Annotated in this window: 2 protein-coding genes; both read left to right on the plus strand. The window is 68.1% G+C overall.

Annotation, left to right across the window (positions count from 1 at the left end):
• Window positions 1-151: 151 nt before the first annotated feature.
• Complete coding sequence (gene istA, locus RZ1_RS29225) at window positions 152-1663, plus strand: IS21 family transposase (RefSeq protein WP_139282074.1); 1512 nt, start codon at window positions 152-154, stop codon at window positions 1661-1663.
• Window positions 1660-2463 carry an IS21-like element helper ATPase IstB gene (gene istB / locus RZ1_RS29230; RefSeq protein WP_072816422.1) on the plus strand — a complete coding sequence of 268 codons (804 nt, stop codon included), beginning with the start codon at window positions 1660-1662 and terminating at the stop codon, window positions 2461-2463. The genes istA and istB overlap by 4 nt, the downstream gene beginning before the upstream one ends.
• The last annotated feature ends 73 nt before the right edge of the window (window positions 2464-2536 follow it).

Below are 2536 nucleotides of genomic sequence, written 5' to 3' on the forward strand. Positions count from 1 at the left end.
GGAAAAGTCCCCACTGGTGGCCAGGTTGAGGTCCCCGGTGGTGGCCAAGTAGAAGTCCCCACCCCTTGCTCGTCGTGTCGATCAGGAACTCGAGGCCTGAGCGGTGACGGTGAAGGTGCCAACCAGTCACCACACCGCCCAGGGAGTTCCATTGAAGTCTGCGAGGGACCGTATGGACATCATTTCCGCGTATCGAGAGGTCGGAACGTATCGAGGAGCCGCCGACCTGTGCGGTACCACCCACAAAACCGTCAAACGGGTCGTCGAGAAGTTCGAGGCCGGTGAGACCGCACCTGTGCCGGTCGAACGCACCCACAACTACGACGCGGTGAGCGGCATCGTGACCGAACGTGTCGCGAAGTCGCAGGGCCGGATCTCCGCGAAACGGCTGCTCCCGATCGCGCGGGCCGCCGGTTACGACGGGTCGGACCGCAACTTCCGGCGCCTGGTCGCCGAGGAGAAAACGAAGTGGCGCAAAGACAATCACCGCGGCCGACGCCCGGCAGTGTGGTCGCCGGGTGAGTACCTGGTCATCGACTGGGCCGACGTCGGTCACGGCCTGCACCTGTTCTGCGCGGTCCTTGCGTTCTCCCGCTGGCGGTTCGTCGCCTTCGCCACCAACGAACGCGCCACCACCACGCTGGCCTTGATCGCCGAAGCATTGGCCGCGATCGGCGGGGTCCCGATCAAGGTTCTCGCCGACCGGATGGCCTGCCTCAAGGGCGGCGTCGTCGCGAACGTGGTCGTGCCGACCCCGGATTACGTGCGCCTGGCCACCCACTACGGCTTCCGGCCGGACTTCTGCCACGCGAACGACCCGCAGTCGAAGGGAATCGTGGAGAACCTCGTCGGGTACGCCCAACGTGACCTGGTCATTCCTCTGCTCACCGAGGTGAACCTCGCCGGCAGGCCGGTGGACGTGCACGCCGCGAACACTGCCGCCAGGGCGTGGTGTCTCGAGGTCAACGCCGCCCCCCATTCGGAGATCTGCGCCATCCCCGACCAGCGGATCGTCGAGGAGCGGGCAGTGCTCGGACCGTTGCCGTCGCTGCGGTTGCAGATCGGGCCGCCGCCGGTGACCCGCAAGGTCGACCGCCTGTCCTGCGTCCGGTTCGGCTCCGCCCGCTACTCGGTGCCCACCCGCCTGATCGGCACCACCGTCACCCTCGCCCAGGACGGGGGCCGCCTGCTGATCGTCGAACCGTCGAGCGGGGAAGTCGTCGCCGACCACGCACTCACCGCACCGGGCACCGCGTCGGTCCACGACGACCACTACGACGGACCCAGACCAGCACCCAGTCGTGGACCAAGACCGAAAACAACAGTGGAACAACAGTTCTGCGAACTCGGCCCTGCGGCCGAGTCGTTCCTCGTCGGGTCCGCCGCCGCCGGAAACACCCGCCTCGGCTCCGAACTCGAGGTGCTCCTCGCACTGGGCGCCGCCCACGGCACCGACGCACTGGTCGCGGCGTTGACCCGAGCGGTCGCGTTCCAGCGGTTCCGCGCCGCCGACATCCGCTCGATTCTCGCCGCCGGGATGGGCGCCCCGCGGCCCACCCCGGCCGGCGACGCGTTGGTGATCGACCTGCCGACCGCCCCGACCCGGTCTCTCGACGCGTACGCGGTCCCGGCCCGCACCGACCGACCCGGGGCCACGTCATGACCACCACACCAACGACGCCCCCACATTTGGTTGCACCGCAGTCTGTTCCGGAACTTCCAGCAGATCTCGACCGCGGGTTGCGGCGTCTGAAACTCGCTGCGATCCGCCGCACCGCCCCGGAGGTGCTGCTCACCGCGAAGACCCAACGCTGGACCCCCGAAGAGGTGCTGCGGACCCTCGTCGAGGCGGAGATCGCCGCCCGCGACGCCTCCAACACTGCGAGCAGGCTCAAGATCGCCGCGTTCCCCGTCGCCAAAACCCTCGACAGTTTCGACATCAACGCCTCGTCGATCCCGCCGGCGACGTTCGATTATCTCGCCAGCCTCGAATGGGTCCGCGCCCGAGCCAATCTCGCGGTCGTCGGCCCGCCCGGGACCGGGAAGTCGCACACCCTGATCGGGTTGGGAATCGCCGCGGTCCACGCCGGCCACAAGGTGCGCTACTTCACCGCAGCCGACCTCGTCGAGACCCTCTACCGAGGCCTCGCCGACAACACCGTCGGCAGGGTCATCGACACCCTCCTGCGGGCCGACCTGATCATCGTCGACGAGGTCGGCTTCGCGCCCCTCGACGACACCGGCACCCAACTGCTGTTCCGGCTCGTCGCCGGCGCCTACGAACGACGATCCCTCGCCATCGCCTCACACTGGCCGTTCGAGCAGTGGGGTCGGTTCCTGCCCGAGCACACCACCGCTGTCAGCATCCTCGACAGGCTCCTGCACCACGCCACCGTCGTCATCACCGACGGCGAGTCCTACCGCATGCGCGAAGCCCACCAGAGCCGAGGTGACCGCCCCTGACCCATCCGCATCACCCGCAAGGAGCGGGGACTTTCACCTGGCCAAAAACGGGGACATCAAACCGGCCATTGAC

The organism is Rhodococcus zopfii NBRC 100606 = JCM 9919, from assembly GCF_001895025.1.
In the GTDB taxonomy this organism is placed as follows: Bacteria; Actinomycetota; Actinomycetes; order Mycobacteriales; family Mycobacteriaceae; genus Rhodococcus; species Rhodococcus zopfii.